Below are 26,343 nucleotides of genomic sequence, written 5' to 3'. Positions count from 1 at the left end.
ATGGCAGTCGTCATCGGCGAGATCGTCACCGAGACCGTCGTTGCCCCGCTTCCCGCCCCGGCGATCGCTCCCGCGGGCGGGTTGCCCGCCGAGATCGATACGGAGGAAATCGTGCGCCGGGCCGCCGAGCGCGTCCTCGAGGTCCTGCGCCGGGAGTGGGACCGATGAACCTCACCGCCGTGCAGCTGACCAAGCTGACCATCGACGCCTACACCGACATCGCGTTCGACCGGCCCGCCGGCGTGCGCTGGCAGGCGCTGCTCAACCCGACCGAGCTGTCCTTCTCGCGCAAGAATCTCTACCAGCAGACCCAGTCGGCGGGCACCTCGGCGCCGCAACAGTCCTACAGCGGCGCCGAACCGGACCAGGTGCAGATGGACCTGCTGCTCGACGGCACCGGGGTGGTCGGTGAGCCGGGCGGGATCGGGGATGTGCTCGACGCCCTGCTGCACCTGACCGAGTACCAGGGCGAGACCCACCAGCCGTACTACATCCATGCCTACTGGGGGCGGTTCAGCTTCCGCGGGATCCTGACCCAGGCGGACGTGACCTATAAGCTCTTCGACCGCACGGGTGAGCCTTTGCGCGCCACCGTGAAGCTCGCCCTCAAGGAGGCCTTGTCGCCGCAGGAGGTTGCCGCCGAGGACCGGCCCGCGTCGCCCGATCTGTACCAGACCTGGCTGGTCAAGGAGGGCGACGGCCTTGACGCCATCGCCGCCGGTGTCTACGGCGACCCGGCCTACTGGCGCCCCCTCGCGGCGGCCAACCGGCTCGCCAATCCGCGGGGTCTCAGGCCGGGGCAGGTCCTCGTGCTCCCGCCCCTGGAGCCGGCGCGATGAACGGCACCGTCCAGCGGGACCGGCCGGAGGCCCAGGTGCGGGTCGGGGGAGAGCCCCTGGCGCCGCTCGTGGCGGCCGATGTCGTGGAGCTCGACGTCCACGAGGAGGTCGGCCGACACGGGCGGCTCACGCTCCTCGTGCAGAACTGGGACCCGGACCGGCGGGCGGTGCGGCACAGCGACGACGGCCCGTTTGTCCCGGGCAGTGACATCGCCGTGTTCCTGGGCTACCACGAGGAGCTCACGAGCGTCTTCGACGGGGTGATCGTCTCCCTCACCGCGCACTTCCCCCGGGGCGGGCAACCGGTGCTGAGAGTCGAGGGACGCTCCCGTTCCGTCCTGCTGGACCACCCCGCACGGTCCCGACAGCTGGCCGATGTGACCGACGCGGACGTCGCTGCGGCTGTCGCCGCCGACTACTCCCTCGGCACGGACGCCGCCGAGGGCGTGACCCACCCGTTCTTCGTGACCGATCGGATCAGCGACTGGGAGGCTCTGACCCGCCGTGCCGCCGAGCTCGGCTGGATCGTCCTCGTGCGCGGCACGACTCTCGTGATGCGCCCGCCCTCGGCGGCGCAGGAGCCCATCGAGCTCGCGTGGACCCGCGACCTGGTGGAGCTGCACCTGACGCAGGATCTCACCCGGGCGATCGACACCGCCGTCGGGGTGGCCTGGGACCTGGACGAGCTCGAGGCCGAGGCCAGCGAGGAGAGCGCCGAGGCGGCGGGTCTGGACACCGGGGGCCGGCCCCGCCACGACGACGCCCTCGGCGATGCAGGGTGGCCGCTGCGCGAGGAGCGGGTCGAATCGGCCGCGACCACGGCGCCGGCCGAGGCGGACGCCCGCGCGCTCGGTGCCCAGCGGACGGCAACCCTCGGCCATGTCCACGGCACGGGGGTGGTGCAGGGCGATCCGGGCCTGCGGTGCGATGGCTGGGTCTCGATCGCCGGCGCTGGCCGTCGGCTGTCGGGCCCGCACTACCTCACGGCCGCGCGCCACCGGTTCTCCGCCCAGGGGTACCGGACGGAAATCCAGCTCGGGTTCCCGCCGCGGATCCTGCCGCCCGTTCCGGCGGCCCGCGCGGACAGGACCCTCGCGTTCGGTGTGGTCGAGGCTCTCGACGATCCCCTGGCGCTGAATCGGGTCAAGGTCCGGCTCCCGTGGCGCTCCGACGGTGGGGACGGCGTCTGGGCGCGGCTGTCCTGCGTCGATGCGGGGGAGGGCTCGGGCGCGGTCATCGTGCCGGACGTCGGGCAGGAGGTGCTCGTCGGCGCCGTCGACGGCGACCCATCGCAGCTCGTGGTGCTCGGCTCGTTGCACAACGGCGTGCAGCAGCCTCCCGTCGCCGTGGACCCGGCGACCAACGCGGTCCGCACGCTGGTCTCCCCTGAGGGCCACACCTTGCGGCTCGAGGACGGCGAGAACAGCGCCGTGACGCTTGTTTCCGGCGCCGGCCACTCCCTCGTCATCAGCGACCAGGACTCCGAAGTGGTGCTCACCCACCGGGACTCCGGCAACGCGATCCGGCTCTCCGCCGACGGCATCGAGTTCAGCGCGGCGCAGGGCGACATCGTGCTCAGCAGTCCGTCCGGAACCGTTGCTCTGGACGCGCTCAAACTCGAGGCCACCACCTCGGGCCCGTCGAAGATCGAGAGCTCTGCGACCTTCGAGCTCAAAGCATCGGGGTCGTTGAGCCTCCGAGGATCCCTGATCACCATCAACTAGGCCGTCCGGCCGGACCGGATGATTCGACCGAAGAAGCGAGAGGAGGGGCCATGCCGACAGCAGCCCGCGTGGGAGACGCCACGGCCCACGGAGGAACAGTTGCGGGGCCGGGGGTCGCCACGGTCCTCATCGCGGGCGTGCCTGCCGCCGTGGTCGGGGATGTCCACGCGTGCGTGGTGCCGACCCCACCACCCCATCCACCCGCCACGCCGTTCGTCGTCGGCTCGGCGACCGTGCTGGTCCAGGGCCGCCCGGCCCTGCGTGCCGGCGACACCTGCGGCTGCGGCGCCTCCGTCGCCGTCGGCAGCCCCACGGTGGTCCTGGGATGACCGCCGCCGAATACCCTCAGGCCGGGCGCGGTTGGGCCTTCCCCCCGCGGTGGCGGCGCCCCGCGGAGGACCCGGCCGGTGTGCCCGCTGCGGCGATGACCGGTGGCGCCGAACATGTCGCGGAGGCCCTGGTCGTCCTGCTGCGCACGATGCTCGGCAGCCGGGTGATGCGCCCGGGCCTCGGCGCCGGTGTGGACCGCTACGTCTTCGAGCCCCGCACCCCGGACGCGTGCCACCGCCTCGCGGACGACGTGCGGCGGGCCCTGTTGCTCGGCGAGCCGCGGATCGTGGTCGACGCGGTGCGGGCCGTCCCGGCCGGTGAGGCCGACGACCGGGTGGACGTGGCGATCGAGTACCGCATCGACCGGCACCGCCGCCCCACGAGCCTCGTGGTGCCCTTCTACCTGGCGGGTGCGTCATGATCCGGACTCCGGCCCAGGTGCTCGCCGCCATGGCTGCGGCCGGGCGCCTCGTGGACTTCGACACCGACGCCACGTGGGCCGATGTCCTGTTCGGGGCCGGTCCGGACGGCACGCCGGTGCCGTCCCCTGCGGGAGAGCCAGACCGGGAGCTGCTGGCGGCCCTGGCCGAGGAGTACGCGTTGCTCGACGAGCACGCGGCGACACTGTCCGCGCAGGTGCGCAGGAGCTGGCTCGAGGAGATCCTTGGTGTCGGTCGGCTGCCCGCCCTGCCCGACCGGGTGGTGGCCCACGCGAGCATCGACCCCAAGCTAGCCCCGGCCGTCCTGCCGCGGGGCACGCTCCTGCGCGGAGGCAAGGACGCCTCCGGCAACGAGCGCCACTACGGGACGCTCGACGCGCTCACCGCCCACGGCGCCGTCCTGACGGGTGTGCGTTCGCTCGTGCCCGGAGGCCCCGCTACGGGCTGGCCGGGCCTCGTGGCAAGCGCGCCGGACTTCCCGTTGCGGCCCGGGGCAGGAACCGATGCCCCCCACCTGCTGCGGGTGTACTCCTCGGCACTCTCATTCCAGGGCGGGGGCCTCCGAGCCGTGCTGACCTTCAAGAACAGCACCGGCGTCGCCGGACTCGCGGACACCGTGTGGCAATGCTCACGTGCCGACGGCAGCGTGAGTCCCCCCCTGTCCGGCATCGTGGACGGGTCCTCGGTCCTCGTGCCGCTGACGTCCGGCTGCGGCGCCCCCGACGGCGACACGCCGTGGATCGAGTGCGTGATCCCGGCGACCGTGCCGGTCCCCGAGGACCTGACCTTCACCGAGGTGGAGGTACGGGTCGCCGAGCGCACCCCTTACGTGCCGGAGGCGGCGTTCTACAACGACGGCGCAGTGGACGTCACCAAGGAATTCCAGCCCTACGGCGCGGTCGCCAAGCGCGGGGACGCATTCTACGTGCGCTCGGACGAGGCGTTCGGCAAATCGCTCGCTACCGTGGAGATCCGGGTGACCGTCCTGCAGACCGGGGGCGCCCCGCTGTCCTCCTCGGCGGGCGGCAGCGGCATCCCCGGCACCATCGCCGTCCAGCTGCAGGACAGCCTCCTGCAGATCAAGTCCGTGCTCGGCGGGGGATACGCAGCGATCGCCCCGCAGTGGGAGGCGATGTTCGGCGCCGTGTCCGCCTCGAGCATACCCACGGTGCGCTGGCAGCGGCGGGTCGAGGGTGGGTGGACGAACTTCGGGAAGAAGTCGAGCAGCTTCGGCACGGTGTCGGCCACGATCTCTGGTTCGACCGTGGCATCGGAGCCGTTCGCCGTGTCCGGGCAGGACGGGCACTATGTGCGCGCCTTCCTCGCGGAGGGGGACTTCGGCTGGACCGATTACCAGCAGAAGGTCGCGGACTTCGCCACACAGGCTGTGGCCGGGGGAAAGCCGAAGCCGAGGATGCCAGAGCTGCCGGTTCCGCCCATCGCCTCCGCGCTCACCCTCCGGTACACCACGTCGCCGGTCGCGGCAACCCGGGTCGAGGCCCGCAGCGGTTGGCGCCGACAGGTGCAGCCGGCCGCCGGGATCTTCCAGCCCTTCCGCCGCGCCGTCTCGGAGACGGGCGCCTCCGCGATGGTCGCCCTCGGCCTGGACCTGCCGGACACCGCTGTGGGCTCAAGCGTCTCCCTCTGGTTCGAGATCGAGTCCGCGGCACCCTGCGGCAGCTCAGGGGCAATCGACGCGTCCTGGGAGTGGTGGGACGGGTCCGCCTGGACCGGACTCGCCGTGGCAGACGGCACGCGACGGCTGCGTGAGTCCGGCCTGCTCCGCTTCGCCGCCCCCACCGGATGGCCACTCGGGTGCCGCGACACGGCTGCGGACGCCGGCCGGTGGTTGCGCCTCGTCACCGACCAGCCGGACCGACTCGGCGACATCCGGGACCTCGTGCTCGACGCGGTCGTCGCTGAGTTCGTCTCCGCCGCGGCAGACCCCACCCTCGACCCCAGCTCGGCAGCCGCCCTGCCGCCGGGCACCATCAAGGGCACGCTGACCCCGGTCCGCGGCGTCAAGAAGGTCACCAACGTTGCCTCGGTGCGGGGGCGCGGCCCGGAGCAGGACCGCGAGTACCTCGGGCGGGCTTCCGCCCGCACGCGCCACCGCGGCCGAGGGGTGACGCCGTGGGACTACGAGCAGCACGTGGTGCTGTCCTTTCCCGAGATTGCGGCCGTCCTGTGCCTGCCCCACACGGATCGCGCGGGTGGCAGTGCACCCGGGAGCGTCGGGCTCGTGGTCATCCCGGATCGACCCCTCGACCCCCGGCCGCGGCCTTCGGTCAGCCTGTCCGGGCGGCTCGTCGACGCGCTCGCGCCGGTGAAGCCCGTGGGCGCCACCGTGCACGTGCTGTGCCCCGAGTACGTCCCCGTCACCGTCGTCGCTTCGATCCTCCTGCGCCGCGGCATCGCCGCCCTCACCGGCAAGGAGGCCGTGGCCTCGGCGCTCGAGGCCGTGCTGCACCCGACCGGAAGCACCCCGATGCGCTGGGGCCGCACCCTCTACGCCTCCACGCTCGTGGCGTTTCTCGAGCGTCTCCCCGAGGTCGACGTCGTGACGTCCTTCGCGCTGCACGACTCCACCGGCGCCGCGGTCGAACTGGTCGAGGTGGACCCGTGCCGGGGCCTGTACTGCTCGGCGGCCGACCACCGGCTCACGTGCGAGGAGCAGCTGTGACCACGCCAGGCGCAACACCCATCGCTCGGTTCGTCCCGAAGCCGCCGGACGCCGACTGGGAGACGGTGCGCGCCCGCCTCATGGACCGGCTCGCCGCCACGGCCGTCCCGGGCTGGACCGACCACAACCCGGTGGACCCGGGCGTGACCCTTGCCGAGGTCGCCGCGTTCGGTCTCGCGGACCTGCACTACCGGGTGGCCCAGCGGCGCCTCGACGGCTGGCCCCTCGAGAACCGCGGCTGGGCCGACGACGCCGACCGGCACTGGCACGCGCACCTGCCGGCCGAGTCCCTCACCGCGATCGCGAGCGCCCTGGCGTCCCCGGGATCCACCTCGGCCGTGGTCCTCGAGCCGCTGGTGCGTGACTGTGCCTCCGCCGCGGAGGCGATCGCGCTGCTGTCCCGGGCGCCCTGGTCCGCAGCGCTCGACGCGCCCCTCCGCCCGGCCGTCGTGGCCCTGATGCGCTCCCGGCTCGTGCGGCAGGTCGCGCAGGAGCAGGCCGACGTCGTCGCCGACGCCGTTGAGGCCCACCGCGACCGCGACCGGCCCGCGGCCGGCGACGCCCGGGCGGTGGCCGAGCTCGCGCAGAGCCTCCCGCTGTGGGGGGAGGAGATCGCGGCACTCGTCCGCCGCGAGCGGCGCCGGCTCTCCCGCGAGGCGCTGGCCGCCCGGCTGGAGGAGGTGCGGTCGGCGACGGCCGCCACTGCTCCGGCCACCCGGAACGCCCTCCTGGCGGACGGTCTCGACCCGGACGAGGCCCGGATCGCCATGGCGGCGTCGTCCGAACCGCCCGGCACGGTGCCCGAGGACCTGGAAGACGCGCAGGGCCGCTCGTCCGTGTGGCCGCCGCACCCGATCCAGGCGCTGACCTGCGAGCCGGTCACTGCTGAGGACTACGCGCGGCGGGCGCGCGCCCATCCCCGGGTCGGCCGCGCCTGGGCCGTCCCCGGACGCTTGCGCGGAATCGCCTGGAACGGCTTGCCCACCGGGAAGCTGCCCACGATCGACGTCGACGAGAACGCCGCCGCCGTGACCCTCGTGGTCGAGCGCGTTTCCGGGAGCGGCGGCGTGGATGACTTCCTCCGCGCGGTGCTGCGGGTCGCCGTCGGCCCTGAGGCATGCGCCCCGTTCCCCGACTGGCGTATCGCGGTCGACGATCTCGAGCCGCGCCGACTCATCGGCGACGAGGTTGGGGCGAGCCTGCTCGCCGAGGCTCCTGTCCTCGTGCAGGCGGTCCTCGTCACGGACGTGGGTGCCGACCGGGACGCCGTCGTCGATGACGTCCGAGCGCGGCTCACCGCGTTCTTCGTGGCCGGTCTCCCTGCAGATCATGCCGAACCGCCGGCGACGGGAGTGGACGGGCCCTGGCCCCGCGCCGACCAGCCCCCCGGCGGCTGGATCCCGGGGAGGCCCGTCCGCTTCAGCGAGGTCGTCGAGGTCGTCGTCGGCAACAGGGTCGTGCGCGGCGTGGAACGACTGTCCCTGAAGGTGGCGGGGGACGCGGACTTCGTGCCGCAGGCGGCCGGACAGTTGCCGATACCGAAAAACGCGGTACCGACGCTGGCGAAGGACGACTGTCTGCGCGTGCGGTTCGCCCTGAGCACGGAGTGCGGCGATGCGTAGCCCCGATCACACCCGGCTGTCCGCCCAGCTCCCGGCCATCTACCAGGAAAACGCGGTCTCCTTCGCGCAGGTCGACGCCTACCTGGGCCTGGTCGACGAGTTGAGTCACGCAGTGGTCGAACGCCTCGAGGACCTGCTCATGGGCCTCGGGCCCGACGCCGTGCTCCGGTGGCCGGCCGAACTTCCGTTCGACGCCGGGGCCGACGCCCTGCTCGCGTCCTACCTCGCGGCCTACGACGACGTCGCCGCGTGGGCCGGTTTCGTGTTCCCCTCGAGCTGGGCACGGGACGAGGCCGGGCTGACGCGGCGCCGGGAGTTCCTGGCACGGTGCGCCCGCCTGTGGCGCCGCCGCGGCACCCCGCGCGGTTTCCTCAGCTGGTTCGGTCTGTACTTCGGGCTGCAACCATCGGACGCGCCGTATCTGCTCGAGCACTTCACAGCGCCGGGGCCGGGACTCACGGGGCTGCCGTACACCGCCACCCTGTTCGTGCCCAGCACCTCCGGCTTCGGCGCGTGGACCCGGCGTGCGGAGGCCGACGAGTTCGTCCGCCGCTACGCGCCGGCGCACGTGCGGATGCGGGTCTGCTTCACCGACCCGGGCGTGTTCGAGGATCTCGCGGTGCTCGGCTCGGCCCCGGTACTGCCCGAGAACCCCGGGGAGACCGACGTCGAGGTGTACGCCACTGCCGTGGAGCAACAGCAGAGGGACCTCAATGCTCTCCTGTGCTCCGTCGTCTCAGTGGTGAGCCATGAGAGCGGTGTCCACATCCACGAGTGCATCAACGAGGGCCGCAGCACCGACCGGATCGGCGTCGGGCTGCTCCCGACCGATCCGGAGGAATAGGCCGAAGGGAAGCCATCGATGTCAGAGAACCAGTACCCGGTTTTCGAGGGCGGCCAGACCCTCACCGCGGCCGAACTCAACGGCCTGCGGGCCTTCCTGCACGGGCGTGACCGGCTCATGGGACGGATGACCGGCTTCGGGGTCAACTGCGGACTGGGCGGTGTCGTCGTGGGCACGTCCCTGACCGTCCGGCCGGGACTGGCGGTCGACCAGCGCGGGGAACCGCTCGTCCTGGCGGAGCCGGAGAGGATCTCCCTGGCGCCGCCGGCGATGATCCCGTCCTACGACTTCATCGTGGCCAAGGCCGGCGGTTTCAGCGTGGTGCTCGAGGCCACCGACACGGTCGAACCCGCGCGCGAGTGCGGCGAGGAGAACTGCGCCGGGCACGCGGAGCTGCACACGAGGTCCGTGGCCGTGCGCACCGTCGCGGGCCGACTCACCGGAACCGGGAAGGACCTCGCCACGGAGAAGCTCCTGAAGAGCGAGCCCATCCGGCTCGCGCTGGACGCGACGCCGATCAACTCGTTCTCCGATCTCCGGGACGCCGTGGCCGACCGACTCACCAACGGCAAGCGACCGGTAGTGGACCGCACCCTCATTGCGCAGCTGCGGGCTACGTCGATCGCCTCGGAGGATTCGGCTGGTACCAAGGGCTACAAGTGCGGGTGGCTGAACATGGTGCTGTTCGCGACTCTCGACCTGCTGCGGGTCGAGGCCCTCGTGCGGGTCTCGTGCGACCGCCCGACGGCGACGCCCGGGGTGGTCCTGGGCTGGGTTCACCAGACCGGCTCGGCCTGGGTCTTCGACTGTGCCTACCGCCACGCGTGGGAGCCGCCGCGCGGGCTCACCGACGCCTATCTCGGGGGCACCTGCACGGACCCCGCCGGCCGGTACCGGGAGGAGCTCGAGGCCCTGCTGGCGGGCTACGCGCCGCCGGAATCCGTGCCCACGGGAACCATTCCGGAACCCCAGGCGTGCCCGAGAGGATCCATCAGGGTCAGGGGCCAGTGCATCAACGTCGTCTACCCCCCGCCGCTGATCCCCGAGAAATGGAGGGCACGGTGGGAGATCGACCCCCGCGTCCCGATCGACCCCCGGGACCCCCTCTGGAACCCGCCGTACGAGCAGCCCTGGAGGGAGCCCTGGCGGCTCTATGAGACTGAGGGATGGGACCAGTTCCAGGACGGCGTGTTCGGAGCGGACGAATATGTCGGGCGCCCCGCGATCGACGTCGAGAAGGTCCTGAAGGACTTCGTCACCGATCGAGTCAGCTCTGCCGACATCCGTGTTCTCACCCACGACGAGGCGCAGAGGGTCCCGGGCTACCAGCTGTCGGGTGCCTTCAGCCCCTCGGACACGGTCGTGCTCTCCGTCGATGCAGCCGGCACCGTGGTCGCGACCGGCCGGGTGGCCGCCCTGCGCAACACACGGGTCGTAGGGACCGCCCTCCCGGCGGCGATGGAGGCCGTTGGCGAAGTGCAACGGAGCGCCACCGACCTCAAGGGCCTCGCCAAGGACATCGGAACCAAGATCGAGATTGTGGACAGCGATCTCGTCAAACTCGACGAGGGACTCTCCACCGTGCAGAAGAGCTTCTCCGTCTTCCAAGATGAATTCGACCATAAAACATACGCCGCCCGGATGGAGCGGGTCGAACTGAGTCTCAACCAGGAGATCAGTGACCAGTTGGGACAGTTCGCACGGAAATTCGAGCTGGTCGACAAAGATGTCAGCAAACTCCAGGGCGCGTTCGAGGTCCTCCAGCATGTCTCCGGCCGCAGCGGCGTGCGCGAACTCTCCACACCGGCGGGGATCGACAAGGCCCTGGGCCAGGGCGTCGTGGAATTCGCCGCGACCACGCTCGAAGCGATGCGTTCCCTGCCCGATCCGGGGAACCCGAACTTCCAGCGCCACGTCACCGCAGCCGACCGCGCCCGGGAGAAGCTCGCGGAAGCCGTGGAACCCGCGGGACCCGCCGACGAGGCGATCATCGGGGCGGCCACCCTCGAGGTGCTCAAAGCCCTCCGCACGGCGGTCAAGGCCACCGGGGTCAGTGAGGACCTCGGCCGCCGTCTCGACGCCCAGCTGCGCAACCTCGGGGGGCAGCTGCCGTGACCGATGTGGCGGTCGACTCCCTGCGGCTCCGCGGACCTGCCGCTCGGCGCCTGGCGCGCGTGGCCGCTACGGTCCTCCCACGAGCGCTCGAACGGGCGCTGGCCGACGTCGGCGACGTCACGGTCGACCGTGTCGTCGTTGAGCTCGACGTCGCCGACCACGACGACGAGACCCTGGCCGTGCTGTGGGCGGACGCCATCCGGGCCGGCGTGCTCACCGCGGCCCCGGCTGCCTCCTCCGGCCCGGGGAGCCAGGACCCCCCCCGGCGGAGCACGACGGCGTCCGCCCGCTCGCACCCGGACTCCGTGGCCGCCGTCCGGGCCTGGCTCGCCCCGGACGCAACCGCACGACGGCGTCTGCCGGCCGCGCTGCTGACCCTCGGTGACCTCCGGACCGCAGCCGCCGTACGGGACCGGCTGCCCGCCGCGGAGTGGGCCCAGGTGTCGCGGCGCCTGGCCACGCTCCTGGGCCTTTCGCCGCATCCACCTCCACCCGATGACGTCGGGGGCTCGGCTCCCGCCCTCCCCGGCCCGGCCCGGCTTCTGGACCCGGTGCAGCCCGGGACGGCGTCACCGTTGCCCCGGCCACCAGAACCGGTCCAGCCGGACGCGACGTCACCGACCCGGCCGCTGACCAGCCCGGCGCCGGAGGCCGCGACCGGCCCGGAACCCGAGCGGGACGTCCTCGCGCTGCTCGCGGCGCTCGCGGAGCTCATGGAGGTGGACGACGGCGGCCTGCCGCTGGACGGGCTCACCCGGGCTGCCGGGCTCGTGCTGCTCTACCCGTGGCTCGGCGACCACTGCCGGCGGGCCGAGGACCTGCACCCGGGGCTCGATCCCCTCGACGTGCGCGAGGCGGCGCTGGGCGCCGTCGTGGACCCGGACGATCCGGTCGCCGCCGACGACCCGCTCGTGCGGCTGCTCGCCGGGCGCCCCGACCCGCTGGAGCCGGCCCGTCGGACCCGCGTGCCGCTGCCAGCCCTCCCCGAGGTGGCCGCCTCGGCCGCGACCGTGCTGGCGTCCTTCGCGGCCCAGCTGCCCGGCTTCGAGCGCTCGACCGAGTCGTTCGTGCGGCACTCGTGGATCACCCGCCTCGGCGTGCTGGACAACGACCGGGACCCGCCTCTGCTCACCGCCGCAGCCCACCCGCTCGACGTCCTGCTGCCGCTGCTGCCCTACCCGGTGGGGCTGCTCAAGCTGCCGTGGTCGCCCCCGCTCACCGTGCGGTTCCGATGAACCCGGCAGCGCACCCCACGGACCGGGGAACGCCCGCCCCGGTCGCCGAACTGCGCGCCGCCCTCGAGATGCTCGACGCGCTGATCGCCGTGCGCGTCGAGGAGCGCCGAGGCGGCCCGGCCGGCCGGTGCCTCGGCATCGAGGACACGGGTGAAGGTCTGCCGCCGCTGCGGCGCTTCGACGGCGCAGGACCACTGGCGGAGGTCGTCGCCCTGGCCGGGCTGTCCGCGGCGGAGGCCGTGGTGCTCGTGGCCGCGATCGCGCCGTTCGTGGACGAGCGGTTCGCAGTGCGCTACGGCGAGCTCACCGACCGTCCGGGCGTCGTCGGCCTGACCGGCGAAGTGGCCCGCACCCTCGTGGCCCGCTCGTTCCGGGGTCGGCTCGATGCGACGGTCCTGCTCTCCGCCGGGGGCCGGCTGCGGTCCCGCGGGCTCCTCGTGCTCGACCCGCCGGACGACCTGTGCGGGGCGCTGCGGCCCGACCCGGGGCTCGTCGCATGGGCGCTCGGACTGCCGCCGGCGGCTTCCACGGCGTCGTCGGACTTCCCCGCACGGACGCTCACCACGGTGCACGACCTCGGGGACGTCGTCCTGCCCGCCGCCGCCCGCGCCCGGGTCGACGAGCTCGCGGCACGGATCGCGAACCGGGACGTCGTCGTCGAGGGCTGGGGGTTCGGCACCCACCACGACAACGCGTCCGGGCTCATCGCCCTCTTCCACGGCCCGCCGGGGACCGGGAAGACGATGACGGCGGCGGCCCTGGCGGCGTCGGCCGGGCTGCCCGCGTATCTCGTGGACCTCTCCGCGCTCGTCTCCAAGTTCATCGGCGAGACCGAGAAGGCGCTGGCCAAGGTCTTCGACCGGGCCGCGCGCGAGCACTGCCTCCTGGTCTTCGACGAGGCGGACGCCGTTTTCGGGACCCGCACGGAGGTCAGCGACGCCCACGACCGCTATGCCAACCAGGAGGTCTCCTACCTGCTGTCGCGGGTGGAGCAGCACCCCGGGGTGGTCGTGCTCACGTCGAACCTGGCGGCCAACATCGACACCGCCTTCCAGCGCCGGATCCACGTCATGGTCGAGTTCCCCGAGCCGGGGCCGGGGGAGCGGGAGCGGCTCTGGGCGGCGGTCGTCCCGGACCGGCTGCCCCTGGCGGAGGACATCGACCTGACCGGTTTCGCCCGGCGCTATCCGCTGACCGGCGCGCAGATCCGGGACTCCGTGCTGGACGCCGCCTACCTGGCCGCCGCGGACGGCGGCGTCGTCACCGCCCAGCACCTCCGGACCGGCGTGCGCCGCCAGTTCGAGAAGGCGGGACGGACGGTGCCGGCGTGAGCGGCCTGGCGGGCCGGGCAAGTCCGGAGGTGCGCGGGACGGAGACCGCCGCGCCGGGGTCCGCGCGCTCCGCCGCAGACCTCGCCACGGCCGGGCGTGGGCCGGCCGCGGAGTCCGTGCTGCGCGCGGTGCCGCGGGCGCCCGGAGGGGGGACCGTCGTCGGGCTCGGCCCTCTGACCGCGGGCGGGCTCGTAGCGGGGCGGGCGGAGTGGGGCGTGGCGGGAGGCGAGGTACTGCTCAGCGGACGGGTGCCATTCGCCGAGCTGAGCGGCCGGGCGGGTTTCCGCGCGGACGGGTCCCTCGACGGCACCGTCGCGATGCGGGCCCGGGTGGGGCTCGCCGGCCTCGGGCTCGGGGAGGCGACGTGGTCGGTCCAGGGTTGGAGCCCGGAGCAGCCCCTGTCGGCGCCCGCCGTCACGCTGCGGGGTGCCGTCCTAGGCGTGGACCTGCGCTCCCTGCCCGCCGAGGCCGTGTGGCGGCCCGCCGAGAACGTCGAGGTCCTCCGGTCCGGGAGGCAGGCCACGATCCGTCTGCCCGCCGGCGCCCTGCCGCCGGGCGAGCCGCTCAGCCCCCGCCTCGCCGAGGTCTATCGAGGACTCCTCGGGGTCGAGCCGTCGCGGTTGCAGGTCCACCGGGACGCGTCCCTGGGCGGGGTGCCCGCGTTCGTGACGGACACCGACCTCTTCCTCGCGCCTGGTCTCTACGGCGCCGACAGCCCCGAGTCGCTGCGGGTTCTCGACGCCGCGATCCGCGCCGCGCTCGCCGGGCTCTTCGGAGCCGTGCTCGCAGCACCTCGGGCGCCGGTGCCCTCGGCCCCGCCGAGCCCGGAGGTCGCACCCCCCGGGGCGGACGTCGTCCCGGCGGGCGTGCCCGCCGCGGCCTCTGACGTCGTGGCCGCCGCCGACCGGCGCGCCGGGGAGACCGCTGCGCAGCGGACCGCCCCGGACAGGGCCGGGGCACCAGGCACCGAGGCCTCCTCGTCCGCCGGAGGCACCGTACCCAGGGAGGGCCTCGCACCTGGCGAGGAGGGTGCAGCGGAGCCACCGGCGGCCGGGGTGGAGGTCGCCGCCGACGGGGAGCCCGCTGCCGGGACGGTCGTCGAACTCATCATGCCGGAGCCGCCCACTGCGCTCAGCCCGTCCGCGGCGGCGCGCGGCGGCGCCGTCGCCGGTGGTGCGGGACGTTCGGCCCGGGCCGCCCGGGACCTCCCACCCGCGGCCGCCTCCGTCGCGGACGCCCGGGGTGCCGTGACCGAACCCGCCGCGGAGACCGCCGCCCGTGCCCAGGAGGAGCTCGCCGCGGAATTGGGCGACCTGCCCGCTCCCAGCCCCGAGACCGTTGCTCTGTGCGAGCGGATCCGGACCGCCATCCGCTCCAACCGTCCCGAGGACGAGGACGAACTGCTCGAGTCCGACCCGACCCGCGAGGCGCAGCGGGCGGGCGCCACCGTCACCAGCTCGGTCGAGACCCAGGCCGCCGAGGTCACCGACCCGTACGACGCGATGGCGCAGGCCCCGGCCGGTACTCCCGCGCTCACGGCCACCCCGATCGGCGCGCCGCCCCCCGCGGTGCCCGGCACCGGCGTCGACGCCGGGACGGCCGCCCCGGACCCCATTCCGCCCGAGCACACGTCCCTGGACGCCGACGTCGCCGCGACCGACCAGCGGATCGCCGAGTCGGGAATCGACACCCGCGTGACCCGGGAAATCCCCGATGGTCCCTTCGCCGAGGCCCGGGCCGCGCGGGGTGAACTCGGCGAGGCGGCGCAGCGGACCCCGCAGGATATCCAGGCGGAGCAGCAGCAGGCCATCGAGACCGCGCAGGCGGACATGGCGCAGCTGCAGCTGCGGGCCGTCGCCGCGATGCGTGCCTCCCGCGCCGGGACCGTCGACTCGGTCGGCTCCGGGCAGGCCGCCATGGTGACCTCGGAGGAGCAGACCCGCGAGGCCGTCGCCGCACGGGCCCAACGCATCTACGACGACGCCCAGCAACGGGTGGACACACTCCTGGAGCCGCTGACCCGGACCGCGATCGCTCGCTGGGAGGCCGGTCTCAACAGACTTTCCCAGGACTTCCACGATTCCTTAGACCGGGTGAAGCGGTGGATCGACGAGCGCCACTCCGGAGTCGGCGGCACTCTCCTCGCCGTCGGCGACTACATCACCGGCCTGCCCGACTGGGTGACGGACGAGTACAACCGCGCCGAGCAACAGTTCGGTGACGGCGTGTGCGATCTCTTGCTGGACATCTCGACGGACGTCAACGGTGTCGTCGCCGCCGCCCAAGCCCTGATCCGCCAAGCCCGCGACGACATCGACGCGACATTCCAGGCGATGGAGGACGAGTTTCCCGACTGGGCCGCGGCCGAGCGGGCACGCTTCAGTGGCATGCTCGATGGTCTCAGCCAACGGGTCACCGCCGCTCAGATGGGCTTCGTGGACGACGTGACCCAGCGAGCCATCCAGGCCGTCAACGAGGTTCACGCCGAGACGCAGGCCCGGCGGGAGGAGGCCGGTGGCCTGGTCGGGCGGGTCGTCGCCGCGATCGAGGAGTTCATCGACGACCCGGTCCGGGCGGTTATCAACGGGCTGCTGCGCCTTGTCGGTATCCCGCCCGGGGACTTCTGGACGCTCGTCGCCCGCATCGAGCAGGTCGCCTCCGACATCGCCGACGATCCCGTGCGGTTCGTCAACAATCTCGTGGCCGGGCTCAAACTGGGTTTCCAGCAGTTCTTCGATCACTTCGGCACGCACGTGCTGGGCGGCTTCTGGGCCTGGCTGTTCTCCGAGCTCGAGACACCGATCCCGATGCCGCGGGACTTCTCGCCCCGCTCCTTGCTGACGTTCGCGCTGCAGGTCATGGGAGTCACGTGGCCGCGGATGCGGGAAATTCTTGTCCGCCATGTGGGCCCCACTGCCGTCGAGGTCATCGAGGAGGCCTGGCAGCTGATCTCCGTGCTCATCGAACGGGGCCCGGAAGGGCTCGTCGAACTCGTGGAAGAGCAGCTGAAACCCGAGAGCGTCGTCGGGATGATCCTCGATGCCGCGGTGGAGTACCTCATGGAGGTGCTGATCCAGCAGGTCGTGGGCCGCGTGCTCGGGATGCTCAATCCCGTCGGGGCCATCGCCCAGGCGATCGAGCTGATCTACCGGATCTGCGCGTGGGTCTTCCGCAACGCCGCGCAGATCTTCCGTTTCGTGGAGGCCGTGGTCAACGGCATGGCGGACGTGATCGCGGGCAACCTCAGCGGTCTCGCCAGTGCCGTGGAGCGAGCCCTCGCAACTCTCATTCCGCCGGTCATCGACTTCCTCGCCGGACTCCTGCATCTGGAAGGGCTGCCCGAGGAGGTGGCCGGGGTGATCGAGCGCCTCCAGACCGTCGTGTATGCCGCGATGGATCGGGTCATCGGGTTCCTCGCGGAAAGGGCCAAAGCCCTGCTGGCGCGCCTGGGGCTCAGTGGCGAGGAAAAGGTCAATGGCGACGGCGATACGGAGCTGGGCACGACGGTGCGCTTCACCGCGGCGGGCGAGGCGCACCGCACCTGGATCGAGCGCTCGGGGGATGAGGCGACCCTCATGGTCGCATCCGCGCCGGCCGCCATCCGGGAGAGGATCACCGAGTGGCGGAGCCGTCTGTCATCCGTCCAGAACGACGACGACCGCTCGGCCGCCGCCGCCAAACTCGACGAGCTTGAGAGCGTGATCACGGCCATGGACACCGACGCCGACGTGCTCGCCCGCGCATTCGAGGAGGCGAACCGGGACCCTGCCGATGACAGCGAGCCACCGAACGATAACGGGCTCGAGAGCCGCCAGCGGTCCCTGGCCGACCTCTTGCGGGAGGTCTTCAAGCTGTTCGGGCAGAAGGACCCGGACGAGTACCTTCTCGACATCGCGGCTCACATCCAAGGGCACGGCGCTGCATACGCGGAATCGGTCGCGTCCCAGTGGAAGAGTGTCCTATCTGGGCCGAAGCTCGCGCCCGACGGCACGACGCCGATCTGGGACATGTCGGTCGTCAACTCCGACGGCGCCCGAGCGTGGCTCTCCCGGCCCGCCACCCATCGCCAGCTGCTGCCCTGGTTCCTTGTCGGTAGCCAGCAGGAGGCGCGATCGAGCGCCTCGAACGACTTCAAGATCCACGCGTTCGAGACCCAGTCACCCGATCCTGACCACACCGTCCGACCACAGTTCCTGCGGGTGCTCGGCGACGACACGGTCGACCGGATGAAAAGCGACGCGAGCCAGATCATTACCGCGCAGGACAACGACAGACTGCTACAGCGGATCCAGACGATGTCCTACACCGCGTCGGGCGGCCCATGGGGCACATTCGTCGACATGCCGGAGAACGCCGTGCATGCGCTCATCAAGACCGCCATCATGCAGGCGAAAGGAATCATCCCTTTCCTGCGGGCGTTGGTATCTTCAGGAGAATTCAACGGTGTCACGCTGGAAGGCTTCTCCACCGTGTGGAACGACAGCCCGCCGGCCATGAATTATGCCAAAAGTCGCTATCGGGGCTCCCGCCCCCTTCATGAATGGATTCCCACAAACTTCATTCCCAGCGTCCTCGAGATAGCGGTACGTGCGGTAAGCGCCGGCAGCATCCGTGACGGCCTGCGCTGGGTCACCGCTCAGAATTCATTGCGCTCGCCCACGCGCTGGGTGCTGCATCGTCCGAGCGTGCTTCCCCGAGACGTCGGTGAGGACGGCGGTCCGGCGTTCACGGTGGTGCTGTCCGGTCACGTCGGCGCGTTCAGGAAGAAGAAGGGCGGGCGATGGGTGCCTACCGGCATCATCGACACGGAGGATTTCCACAACTGGCTCCGCAACGAGTTCATCGCCCACCACGGGCTCGGTCCCCTGGGCTACATCAGGCACCTCCAAGGTCAACTCCAGAAGTGGGTGTGGGACGGCGACGTGAGCATGATTCCCGCCTCGATGCTGAATGACCCGATCGGCATGCACTACCGAGTGGACGAAGATGAATACATGGAGCTGACGATCGCCCAGCTGGCCCTGCGGCAGTCAGGCAACTGGCGGAACATCGAGCTCAACTTCGCGGCGGCCTACACTGCGACCGAAAAGGAGGGGGCATCCACATGAGCACCGACATCGAACGTTCCGTGGCAGAGATGGAAGCCGCCGGGATGACCCGGGCCGGCGCCGCGCCGAATGAGCTGCGGGACCTGGCGGTCACCACCGCACGTTCACTTGAGGGCATCGAACTGTTCGGCGCACTGGAGACCCTGTCGCTCATCGGCTGTTCCGTAGGGGACTACTCGCCCCTGTCGGAGCTGCAGTCTTTGCGGGTGCTGGAAATCAGGAACAGCGACCTGGTCGAGACCGGTTGGGTGACGGACCTGAGGCTGCAGGTGGCGGTGCTAAGGCGCAACAGGGTGCGGGACGGCCGACCCGTCGTCGGCCTGCCGACCCTGCAGGTACTCGACCTCAGCGGCAACCCCCTGGACCACCGGACGCGGGAGGCTGCCGTCGCCGTCGCCGAGGCGAGCAACAGAGTCCTGACTCTCGACGACGAAGACACGGCCGAGCTCAACGTGCTCCTGGCTGACGCTGGAACCGGCATCGTGAGCTATCGCGTCGGGGAGGTCCTGTGGGCGTGCGCCACCGGACTCGACCTTGTTCCGCATCCAGAGGCCGGGCACGTGATGACCACCCCCAAAGAAGTCTTGGACGTGGCGCGGGGGAGTATCTCGCCGGGCCGGTTCTTGGGTCTCGATGCCAGCGACGAGGCGGGGGGCGGGCGATGAGCGGGGCCGACCGGGACGAGGATCGCGGTCCGGGCCTCATGTGGCTGGCCGCGCAGACCGGCCGGTCGCCCGAGGACCTCACCGCTTCGCCGGGGGCCGCCGTCTCGGCCCTCGGCGAAGCGCTGCGGGAGATCTCCGCCCTGGCGGCCCGTCTGGAGTCACCGGACCCGGAGGTCCGGGCAGCGGCACAGGCTGAGGCCGATGAGCTGCGGGCGCAGATGGAAGCCGCGCCGTCACCCGGGGAGACCTTCGGAAAACGCGTAGCCGATGCCTTGCGCGAGACGACTGAACGCCTGCAGAACAAGCCGCAGATGCCACCGAGCACACCAACGAACTAATGCATGATCTCGGCGTTATTGCTGAGGCCGGGAATGAACTCGCCGCGCATCAGCAGCAGGCCGAGGACGGCAGCCAGGGCGCCCATGGGAAGCTTCAGGATGGACAGCGCGACCGGCAGCCCGAGTCGTGTGCTGCGGCCGTTCAGGTGGCGAAGGCCCGTAGCACCGGAGACCGCACCGGACAAGAGTCCGATGAGCTGGAGGAGGACGATGTCGACCCGGCTCGGTGCGGAACCGGCGGGACAGCCAGCGGTCGCACCGCTTCCACCGGTTCATTGAGAATCCAGTCTCGACACCTCCGTCTGCAGTTTCACGAAGTCGGTTTCGAAGGCACGGATCGATCTTGTGGCCCTCTCCCTGAAGTTGCCGGTCTCGTCCACGAAATCCACGAGAAGAGGAGGGGCCGGAAAGGGGGTGGAGGCGTGGCGGACCGCGGGCCACGTCCTCTGGTACTCGTCGAGTATGTTGTTGAGGTACTTCTCGATCTTGGTGAACTTCAACTCGAGTGTGAGCAATCCGGTGTTCAGTTCCGCGTCGACGTTCATGATGCCCCAGACGCGGGCAGTCCTCTTCAAGCTCTCGAATTCGAGTTGCTGGGCGTTCAAGCGTTTCATGTGAGCGTCATAGGTCTTCGCGTCGATCATTCGATTCCCCTCCGGCCCGGTCCTGGCATCCAGGGACCGCCGTATGCATTTCACCTCGTTGTAGGCGTTGAGGGAGCGGTCGAAGAGCGAGACCATGGTGTCGTACTGGCGGCGGAGATTGTCCCGCCTGAAATTCTTCTGCGCGGTCTCCTGCACCTTCTGCTCCGTCAGCCTGTTCACGGCAAGTCCGACCAAGGCACCGATGACGACCACGCCGAGCGCCTGCATGGCAACCTTCGCCATCTCGAATTCGAGGGTGTTCGCCTCCGGGTCCCGCAGATGGAGCAGGACAATGACGAGGAGCAGCAGAAGGACAACGGCTCCCACCGCCATTTTGTATCTCCATGTGGGTTTCCATTTGTGCACCTTGGAGGGTGTCATGGGACTGGTGTGACGGAGATGCAGCTTCCACTCCTGCTCTTCCAGTCGGAAGATGGAGGTGGTTCTGGACGTGAACAGCACCGATCGGTTCGTTCGACTTTCACCGCGGAAGCCCTTCTCGATTTCCACGATGTGCGCCTCGTCCTCCGTGATGAGATCAGAGACCGACTGGAAATCGATCGACATCCCTTCGGCCGTCCGAGCGTGTGCACCGTCGAGTGCTCTGGAGATTCGATCCCAACCGAAAGTGGGAGGAGCCGGTGCATTGGCCCAGATCGCGTCCTCACTGTGCGAGAACATGTCCTTCAGCGGCTGTGGGTCTCCTCGCATGAGCGCCTCGACCGCCTCGTGATATGCGTCCAGCACATCGTTGACCACTGGATTGATCATGGTGGTCCTCCCGGATAGTTCAGTCCGTTCTCTGCTCCCCGGCACCGTTGCACTGCTCTCATCGGTGCGTCCGGAGGGTTGTACGCGTCCGGACCGGTGACTCAGTCTTCTCCAGCGGCCGTCATCGTGGCGTTACCGGCGCATGCTGGACCGAGGACGTCCGACGCGATGGCCCCGGCCACGGTGGCCGTGCGTGCCGGCGGAACCTTTCGGGGTGGCACTCCAGCGTCCCCCGAGGCCGCCGCCGCAGAATACCCGCGCATGCGCAGATGAGCGACGAGCCCGGGAAAATACCTCTGACTGCCGCAGCACAGTGTGGTAACCAATGAGTAATGATGGGCAGATAACGGATCCTCGTGTTCACTGTCCCGACAGCCACTTCCACGTGGACGGGACGACATCGGGAGGAACCCCATGTCCTGGGACATCCAGCAGCTCACACCAGCGGGGACCCCCGCACGAGGGGTGCACCGCAGGAGTGTGTCGGCTGCCGCGCCGGCACCGGACGATTTCTGCGCCGTGGCTCCCAGCCCCGAGGCGAGGGCCCGCATGCAAGAAGTGCTGGCGGGACTGCGGGAAGCGAGCCCGGACCCCGGCGTGGCGGCGAACCTGGGAATCGTTCCCTTCAGACGCCCTCTGGGTTTTGACGACGGCGTGATATTCCCGCCCTCCGAGCTTCCCCAGGGCACCTCCGGCCGTGAGATGGCCAGAGAGGCGGCGACACGGGCTCCTCTGCGTGGGGAGGTGCGGGTCATCGTGGTCCTGGCCCAGTTCGAGGACCGGCCCATGGAACAGGATCGGTCGCACTTCGAGGACCTGTTCTTCTCCTCGAACGTCCTGCCGCACGGCAGTGTCCATGAGTACTTCCTGGAAGTGACCAACGGATTGGTCGACATCGTCGGGGAAGTCGTGGGTCCCTACACCCTGCCGGAAACGCTGGAATGGTACGCCAACAACAATTTCGGCATCGGCAGACCCAGCGGGCAGGGCCGCGCCCGCATCATGGCCGACCATGCGCTCACGGCGGCCGAACCTGATGTCGACTTCGGGCCGTACGACAACGACGAGAACGGATACGTCGACGCCTTCGTGGTGGTGCATGCCGGCCGGGGTGGCGAGGAGACCAGCGATCCCGGAGACATTTGGTCGCACAAGTGGACCCTGCGCCAACCGAGAAATGTCGACGGGAGGACCGTCTACGCCTATCTGACCATCCCCGAGGACAGCCGGATCGGCGTGTGTGCGCACGAGCTCGGTCACCTGGTGTTCGGATTCCCTGATCTGTACGACATCGATGACACGTCAGAAGGAGTCGGGAACTGGTGCCTCATGGGCGGTGGCTCGTGGAACGGTGGCGGTGATGTACCGGCCCACCCGTCCGCCTGGTGCAAAGTGCAACAGGGCTGGGCCACAGAAGCACAGATCACCCCAGGGGAAGCCCTGTCGCTCACCGATGTGAAGATCAGCCAGGAAGTCCACCGGCTGTGGACCCACGGGGAGCGAGGACCCGAGTACTTCCTCCTCGAGAACCGGCAGAGGACCGGCTACGACACGGAACTGCCCGGGGACGGCCTGTTGATCTGGCACGTCGACGAGTCGAGGGACGACAACAGCGACGAGAACAACTACTTGGTCGGTCTCGTCCAGTCCGACGGTCTGCGCGAGCTCGAGAGGTCGGTGGACCGGGGGGACGCAGGGGATCCATATCCGGGAACCAACGGAAACACCACCTTCGACGGAAGCAGCAATCCGTCCTCCGACTCGTACGCGGGGCAGCCGACGTCAGTGTCCGTGACGGACATCTCCGGCTCTGCTGCTCACATGACCGCCAAGGTGACCCTCAGCGAGTGAAGCTCCGCCACGCAGCCCGCATGGCGCACACGCGACGGACACCAGCTTCATCTCGGACCGGAGACGCGTCTGCGCCGCGGCGCCATCATCAGAAAGCGCAGGCGCACCATGGTTCACGTCGTCGACAACCGGACGGCAATTACGGGGACAGTTCTCGCCGTCGAGGGTCATCCCCGTCTGCGGGGCTTCTGTCTCGTCACGCTGCGGCTGGAAAAGTCCGAACCTGTCGAGGATGCGCGTGATCTCCTGACCTCCAGGAGGGGGCAGGAGATTCTTCTCTCCGTACGCAGCCGGATGCTCGGCAGTGCGCGACCAGGAACGGTTCTCTCCTGCCTGGCCAAGAGCACGGTGGATGGCGACATGTGTGTTCCTGGACCCACCGGAGAGGACAACGTCGAGCTCCGTGAGGCGTGAGAGCGGGGCAGGTGACAGAGATGTCCAGGCCGCCTCGCCCCTCCCTCCTCGAGCACGGAACCTCGGCAAGATACCGGCCGGGCCGATGTCCGGCTTCGGCGACGTCTGGTTTCCCGGCGGACGATCGACAGGAGGTGTCCGGGGCACGATGGAGGTTCTAACAGCTCTGTCACAGCCATGGGCGACCGTGATCGGTGGGTGCATCGTGGCCGTCGGCGCGCTGTTGGGGTTCAGGGCCTCGATGAAGACCCGCGAGACCATGGCGGACACGGCGAACAGAACACACGAACGCGAGGTCATGTCCGCGAGGCAGAACAGATACACCACCGCCGCCGAGCAGCTGTCGAGCGAGCACGAAACCGTGCGTCTGGCGGGAATCTATGCCCTGGCCGCCTTGGCCGACGAGTGGCAGGCAGCGGAGGAGCAGGGTCATCGCGATGTCTCGGTCAAACTCATGTGCTCATACTTGCGCGGCAGACCACGCCCGGGGGGTGGGCAGGAAGGACACGGCGGGGATGACCGGGAGGTTCGCAATGCGATCATCTCCATGATCAGTGCGCATCGCGCGCATGCAGCTGGTCCCACCTGGCCCGACTCCCTGATCGATCTCAAGCGCGCAGTCCTGATCAAGGTGAGCATGAGATCAGCCGACCTCCATGGATTGAACTTCACCAGCGCGAACCTTGCCGGTGCGGACCTGATGGATGCCGATCTGCGGGGTGCGGACCTGAGGGGCGCGCACCTGGAGAACGCGTATCTGAAAAATGCGAAGCTCGGGGGCTCGGATCTCCGAGGGGCGGTCTTCAGGGGTGCCGACCTCACGGACGCCGACCTGACGGATGCCGACCTCACGGACGCCGATGTGGGCGGGGTCGACCTCGCCCGCGCCGACCGGACACGCACCAAGGGGCTCACCGACGACGGAGGTCCGTCCGAGCCCCTGCGGTCGTAGGGGGTCGGAGGCGAAGTCACCTCGTGGTGACGCCGATTCCCGGTGATCTCTGGTTGTTGATGTTCTTCGGCGGCCGGCGGAGAGTCGGCCGTCGAAGGTCATCTCGAAGGTGTTGAACGCTGCCTTCCGGCGTTGGGTCCACCGGGCGCGGCCCCTGCCGGTCAGGGCGATGCAGGTCGGCCGGTTGGCGACCTGCCCGTCGCGGACTTCGACGTGGATGCAGTCCACGAGGACCACCGGACACACCCTGTCCTTCAGGGCGGTCCTGCCACTCGGCCATTGACGCACAGCCCCGATCGACACCATCGAGCGTCTCCCGAACCCGTTGCGGGACACCATCAGATCAAGGGTTGAACGACAGGCCCAGAGCGGCAGTCGCTGGGAACAAGCGTCAACGAACGGGAGACGGAGCGATAACGGTCCGATGACACGGCACTTGCTCTAATGGGTCGTGCCGGCATTGCAGGAAGAACCGATCAAGCGGCCCCGTCTGAGCGGAGGCCTCGGGCACTCGAGCAGGAGGAGTCATGGTGGGTTTCACGGGGACGGTGGTCTTCTTCGATATCGGGAACACGCTGGCCTCGGTCACCGTCGCCGCCGGTGGTGACCGCATCGACCGACTGCTGGTGTACCCGTACGTTCCCGAGGTCCTGGGGCGGCTCCGCGACGGCGGTGCTCGATTGGGGATCCTCTCGAACCCCGGCGGGATCCCGGCCGAGGACGTCGACCGGGCGCTGGGGGCGGCCGGCCTGAGAGACTTCTTCGAATCCGGGCTCGTGGCCTACGGCGCGAAGAATTCTCCGCGGATTTTCGAGCAGGCCAGGGAGCGGGCCGGGGCGGCGGATCGTGCCCTGTTCGTCGGTGAGGACCCGGGCGAACGGATTCAGGCCATGCGGGCCGGATTCCTGGTCGCCCCGCACCCGCTCCTGGCCGTACCGGTGCTGGAGGGCGCGTCCTTGCGCTACGTCCGCATCAGGGTGCCGGGGGGCCGTGCCGGTGCGAACTGGCAAGCGCGGCTGGGGGACCTGCCGTTGCTGCCGGTGCACGTCACCGGACAGGACGGCACCACGGTGTACGCGATCACCACGACGGCCACCGTGGCGTGGCTGGACGATCTGGGGTTCTGGGTGGACCGCCTGGGCGCGGAGGGGGAACCGCTGAGCACCGACCTGTACCTGCTGCGCGACGACCCCCAGGCCGCCAGTGGCTTTCTCACCGCGGACGGGAACTCCACGGCTCTCCTCGAGTCGGCCCCGGAAACCGCTGGGGTTCTCGCCTCGACCGAGGAGGGCCTCCTGGTGGCCGTGGCCGGGGGCGCATCGGTGGAGGACCACCACTTCCGGGACACCCGGCACGGGCACAACCTCAAGCTCGTTCCCGCACCCCTGCTGGGCGAGCCCGACCTGCGGGAAGCCCCGGCACCCCTTGCTGAAGCAGCCCCGGGGACCCTGACCCCGGGGGAGCGCGAGATCCTGGCCACGACGATCTCTGCCCAGCATCTCAGCAGCCATGTGGAGCGCTACACCGGCACCCGTCCGGGCGACGCCGCCGAAGTGGTAATCAGCAGCCGACACATCCATCACCAGGACAATACCGCGGCCGTCACCGCCCTGGTGAACGATCTGCAACGGACAGGACAGGACCGGTTCGTCGTCCATCGACACCGTTTCACCCACGAAGGCCGATCGTTGGACAACGTCGAGGCCGAGCTGCCCGGCAGCGGGCTGGACGGTGTCGTGCTCGTCACCGCGCACCTGGACTCCACCGGGGCACGGCAGCCCGGATACCGCCCGGCCACGGACCCGGCCCCAGGAGCCGACGACGACGCGAGCGGGACCGCCGGGGTCCTGGCCGCCGCCGAGGCATTCCTGGCCCTGGATGCCGCCCTGCAGCTGCCACGTCGGAGCGTGCGCTTCGTGCTGTTCAACGCCGAGGAACACGGTCTGGTGGGCAGCAAGGACTATGCCCGCGACCAGCGGCTGCTGGGCGTCCCGATCGTGGCCGTCTTCCAGATGGACATGATCGGCTATGACGTCCGGCCCGAGCCCGCCTTCGAGCTCCATGCCGGAATCACGCCGCGGCCCACAGTGCAGACCCGGTCCCTGGCGCTGGCACGGATGATCGCCGGGCTCGTCTCGGAGGTCTCCCCGGATCTGCCCGCTCCGCAGATCTACCCCCATGAGGGGGAGTGGGACCCCGCCGAGGCCCGCAGCGATCACTACAGCTTCCAGGAGCAGGGCTATACCGCTTGCTTGGCCTCGGAGGACCTGTTCGCCGGCCCCGGTCCGGGCGCGCCGCCGGAGGAGATGAACCCGCACTACCACCTGCCCACGGACACAGCGATCAATCCGGACTACGCCGCCGACATCGCCCGCCTGATCGCCGCCGCGGCCTGGGTGACCACCACCCGATGAACATCTGACCCCGCCCTCGGAAA

The 26,343-nt window shown here is 70.3% G+C and carries 20 protein-coding genes; 18 read left to right on the top strand and 2 right to left on the bottom strand.

The features are described from left to right. The 14 genes from RE027_RS03535 (at position 1) to RE027_RS03470 (ending at position 19,274) form a co-directional block, all read left to right on the top strand. On the top strand, positions 1-168 hold the full coding sequence (locus RE027_RS03535) for a hypothetical protein (RefSeq protein WP_368806857.1): 168 nt from the start codon (positions 1-3) through the stop codon (positions 166-168). Next, positions 165-839, top strand: a complete 675-nt coding sequence (locus RE027_RS03530; RefSeq protein WP_368806856.1) for a CIS tube protein — start codon at positions 165-167, stop codon at positions 837-839. The genes RE027_RS03535 and RE027_RS03530 overlap by 4 nt, the downstream gene beginning before the upstream one ends. After that, the gene (locus RE027_RS03525) at positions 836-2,563 is read left to right on the top strand and encodes a phage baseplate assembly protein V (protein ID WP_368806855.1); all 1,728 of its coding nucleotides are present in this window, start codon (positions 836-838) and stop codon (positions 2,561-2,563) included. Before RE027_RS03530 ends, RE027_RS03525 begins: the two co-directional genes overlap by 4 nt. A 50-nt stretch (positions 2,564-2,613) precedes the next feature. Next, positions 2,614-2,892, top strand: coding sequence for a PAAR domain-containing protein (locus RE027_RS03520; protein WP_368806854.1), 279 nt, complete (start codon positions 2,614-2,616; stop codon positions 2,890-2,892). Next, positions 2,889-3,314 carry a GPW/gp25 family protein gene (locus RE027_RS03515; RefSeq protein ID WP_368806853.1) on the top strand — a complete coding sequence of 142 codons (426 nt, stop codon included), beginning with the start codon at positions 2,889-2,891 and terminating at the stop codon, positions 3,312-3,314. The genes RE027_RS03520 and RE027_RS03515 overlap by 4 nt, the downstream gene beginning before the upstream one ends. After that, positions 3,311-6,016 (top strand): baseplate J/gp47 family protein, encoded by a 2,706-nt coding sequence (locus RE027_RS03510; protein WP_368806852.1) that lies wholly within the window; start codon positions 3,311-3,313, stop codon positions 6,014-6,016. The genes RE027_RS03515 and RE027_RS03510 overlap by 4 nt, the downstream gene beginning before the upstream one ends. Continuing rightward, the gene (locus RE027_RS03505) at positions 6,013-7,638 is read left to right on the top strand and encodes a hypothetical protein (protein ID WP_368806851.1); all 1,626 of its coding nucleotides are present in this window, start codon (positions 6,013-6,015) and stop codon (positions 7,636-7,638) included. Before RE027_RS03510 ends, RE027_RS03505 begins: the two co-directional genes overlap by 4 nt. Continuing rightward, entirely contained in the window at positions 7,631-8,482 is an 852-nt protein-coding gene (locus RE027_RS03500) for a hypothetical protein (protein WP_368806850.1), read from the top strand. Before RE027_RS03505 ends, RE027_RS03500 begins: the two co-directional genes overlap by 8 nt. Before the next feature lie 18 nt (positions 8,483-8,500). Then, positions 8,501-10,597 carry a hypothetical protein gene (locus RE027_RS03495; protein ID WP_368806849.1) on the top strand — a complete coding sequence of 699 codons (2,097 nt, stop codon included), beginning with the start codon at positions 8,501-8,503 and terminating at the stop codon, positions 10,595-10,597. Positions 10,598-10,656: 59 nt separating this feature from the next. Beyond that, positions 10,657-11,832, top strand: coding sequence for a contractile injection system tape measure protein (locus RE027_RS03490; RefSeq protein WP_368806848.1), 1,176 nt, complete (start codon positions 10,657-10,659; stop codon positions 11,830-11,832). Next, entirely contained in the window at positions 11,829-13,163 is a 1,335-nt protein-coding gene (locus RE027_RS03485) for an ATP-binding protein (RefSeq protein ID WP_368806847.1), read from the top strand. The genes RE027_RS03490 and RE027_RS03485 overlap by 4 nt, the downstream gene beginning before the upstream one ends. Positions 13,164-13,378: 215 nt before the next feature. Continuing rightward, a complete protein-coding gene (locus RE027_RS03480; RefSeq protein ID WP_368806846.1) occupies positions 13,379-18,271 on the top strand; it encodes a hypothetical protein in 4,893 nt (1,630 codons plus the stop codon). Continuing rightward, positions 18,268-18,936: a hypothetical protein gene (locus RE027_RS03475; protein WP_368806845.1), complete on the top strand. Its 669-nt coding sequence runs from the start codon at positions 18,268-18,270 to the stop codon at positions 18,934-18,936. Before RE027_RS03480 ends, RE027_RS03475 begins: the two co-directional genes overlap by 4 nt. Then, positions 18,933-19,274: a hypothetical protein gene (locus tag RE027_RS03470; protein WP_368806844.1), complete on the top strand. Its 342-nt coding sequence runs from the start codon at positions 18,933-18,935 to the stop codon at positions 19,272-19,274. Before RE027_RS03475 ends, RE027_RS03470 begins: the two co-directional genes overlap by 4 nt. Here RE027_RS03470 and RE027_RS03465 read toward each other — a convergent pair. Further along, positions 19,271-19,459, bottom strand: coding sequence for a hypothetical protein (locus RE027_RS03465; RefSeq protein WP_368806843.1), 189 nt, complete (start codon positions 19,457-19,459; stop codon positions 19,271-19,273). The genes RE027_RS03470 and RE027_RS03465 overlap by 4 nt on opposite strands. 87 nt (positions 19,460-19,546) lie before the next feature. Then, the gene (locus RE027_RS03460) at positions 19,547-20,689 is read right to left on the bottom strand and encodes a YybH family protein (RefSeq protein WP_368806842.1); all 1,143 of its coding nucleotides are present in this window, start codon (positions 20,687-20,689) and stop codon (positions 19,547-19,549) included. 414 nt (positions 20,690-21,103) lie between these two features. Between RE027_RS03460 and RE027_RS03455 the strand changes: the two genes are divergently transcribed. The 4 genes from RE027_RS03455 (at position 21,104) to RE027_RS03440 (ending at position 26,320) form a co-directional block, all read left to right on the top strand. Next, positions 21,104-22,540, top strand: coding sequence for a M6 family metalloprotease domain-containing protein (locus RE027_RS03455; RefSeq protein ID WP_368806841.1), 1,437 nt, complete (start codon positions 21,104-21,106; stop codon positions 22,538-22,540). Positions 22,541-22,648: 108 nt separating this feature from the next. Next, the gene (locus RE027_RS03450; RefSeq protein WP_368806840.1) at positions 22,649-22,954 is read left to right on the top strand and encodes a hypothetical protein; all 306 of its coding nucleotides are present in this window, start codon (positions 22,649-22,651) and stop codon (positions 22,952-22,954) included. Between the two features lie 85 nt (positions 22,955-23,039). Next, complete coding sequence (locus RE027_RS03445) at positions 23,040-23,906, top strand: pentapeptide repeat-containing protein (protein WP_368806839.1); 867 nt, start codon at positions 23,040-23,042, stop codon at positions 23,904-23,906. A gap of 527 nt (positions 23,907-24,433) precedes the next feature. After that, the gene (locus RE027_RS03440) at positions 24,434-26,320 is read left to right on the top strand and encodes a M20/M25/M40 family metallo-hydrolase (protein WP_368806838.1); all 1,887 of its coding nucleotides are present in this window, start codon (positions 24,434-24,436) and stop codon (positions 26,318-26,320) included. The last annotated feature ends 23 nt before the right edge of the window (positions 26,321-26,343 follow it).

Origin of the sequence: Kocuria sabuli (genome assembly GCF_040981185.1) — a bacterium.
Taxonomy (GTDB): Bacteria; Actinomycetota; Actinomycetes; order Actinomycetales; family Micrococcaceae; genus Kocuria; species Kocuria sabuli.
Note: the sequence above shows the minus strand (reverse complement) of the source record. Positions and strands in the feature narration are given on the sequence as shown.

What these genes read in the sequence shown, in the direction of transcription:
- RE027_RS03535 (WP_368806857.1), top strand. Translation starts at nt 1, where the DNA reads ATGGCAGTCGTCATCGGCGAGATCGTCACCGAGACCGTCGTTGCCCCG.
- RE027_RS03530 (WP_368806856.1), top strand. Translation starts at nt 165, where the DNA reads ATGAACCTCACCGCCGTGCAGCTGACCAAGCTGACCATCGACGCCTAC.
- RE027_RS03525 (WP_368806855.1), top strand. Translation starts at nt 836, where the DNA reads ATGAACGGCACCGTCCAGCGGGACCGGCCGGAGGCCCAGGTGCGGGTC.
- RE027_RS03520 (WP_368806854.1), top strand. Translation starts at nt 2,614, where the DNA reads ATGCCGACAGCAGCCCGCGTGGGAGACGCCACGGCCCACGGAGGAACA.
- RE027_RS03515 (WP_368806853.1), top strand. Translation starts at nt 2,889, where the DNA reads ATGACCGCCGCCGAATACCCTCAGGCCGGGCGCGGTTGGGCCTTCCCC.
- RE027_RS03510 (WP_368806852.1), top strand. Translation starts at nt 3,311, where the DNA reads ATGATCCGGACTCCGGCCCAGGTGCTCGCCGCCATGGCTGCGGCCGGG.
- RE027_RS03500 (WP_368806850.1), top strand. Translation starts at nt 7,631, where the DNA reads ATGCGTAGCCCCGATCACACCCGGCTGTCCGCCCAGCTCCCGGCCATC.
- RE027_RS03495 (WP_368806849.1), top strand. Translation starts at nt 8,501, where the DNA reads ATGTCAGAGAACCAGTACCCGGTTTTCGAGGGCGGCCAGACCCTCACC.
- RE027_RS03485 (WP_368806847.1), top strand. Translation starts at nt 11,829, where the DNA reads ATGAACCCGGCAGCGCACCCCACGGACCGGGGAACGCCCGCCCCGGTC.
- RE027_RS03475 (WP_368806845.1), top strand. Translation starts at nt 18,268, where the DNA reads ATGAGCACCGACATCGAACGTTCCGTGGCAGAGATGGAAGCCGCCGGG.
- RE027_RS03470 (WP_368806844.1), top strand. Translation starts at nt 18,933, where the DNA reads ATGAGCGGGGCCGACCGGGACGAGGATCGCGGTCCGGGCCTCATGTGG.
- RE027_RS03460 (WP_368806842.1), bottom strand. Translation starts at nt 20,689, where the DNA reads ATGATCAATCCAGTGGTCAACGATGTGCTGGACGCATATCACGAGGCG.
- RE027_RS03455 (WP_368806841.1), top strand. Translation starts at nt 21,104, where the DNA reads ATGTCCTGGGACATCCAGCAGCTCACACCAGCGGGGACCCCCGCACGA.
- RE027_RS03450 (WP_368806840.1), top strand. Translation starts at nt 22,649, where the DNA reads ATGGTTCACGTCGTCGACAACCGGACGGCAATTACGGGGACAGTTCTC.
- RE027_RS03445 (WP_368806839.1), top strand. Translation starts at nt 23,040, where the DNA reads ATGTCCGGCTTCGGCGACGTCTGGTTTCCCGGCGGACGATCGACAGGA.
- RE027_RS03440 (WP_368806838.1), top strand. Translation starts at nt 24,434, where the DNA reads ATGGTGGGTTTCACGGGGACGGTGGTCTTCTTCGATATCGGGAACACG.